Source organism: Achromobacter sp. SIMBA_011 (genome assembly GCF_046535435.1).
Taxonomy (GTDB): domain Bacteria; phylum Pseudomonadota; class Gammaproteobacteria; order Burkholderiales; family Burkholderiaceae_B; genus Achromobacter; species Achromobacter dolens.
Window position 1 is genome coordinate 1 of the sequence record NZ_JAWRWN010000068.1, and the last position, 428, is coordinate 428.

At 67.3% G+C, this 428-nt stretch carries 1 protein-coding gene; it reads right to left on the reverse strand.

The genetic code is table 11. The annotated features are described in order from the left end of the window. Positions 1 to 428: amidohydrolase family protein (locus SB816_RS29940; protein ID WP_410547982.1), on the reverse strand; the 428-nt coding region annotated here is incomplete at both ends.

Here is a 428-nt window from a genome sequence, read left to right on the forward strand (position 1 = left end):
GCCATCTGCGACACGAAGGTCAGCGACGTGCGCGCGAGCGCACCGCCGCGCGTGGCGAACATCTCGCGGTAATGGACCGGCTGCGGCGTCGGGATCGACGCGTTCGGGTCGCCCATCTGCGCCATCGCGATCATCCCGCCCTTCAGGATCATCGACGGCTTGATGCCGAAGAACGCCGGCTCCCACAGCACGAGGTCGGCCCACTTGCCGGGCTCGATCGAGCCGACTTCGTGCGCGATCCCGTGCGTGATGGCCGGGTTGATCGTGTACTTCGCGACGTAGCGCTTCGCGCGGAAGTTGTCGTTGCGCGCGTTGTCCTCCGGCAGCGCACCGCGCTGCACCTTCATCTTGTGCGCGGTCTGCCAGGTGCGGATGATCACCTCGCCGACGCGGCCCATCGCCTGCGAATCGGACGACAGCATCGACAG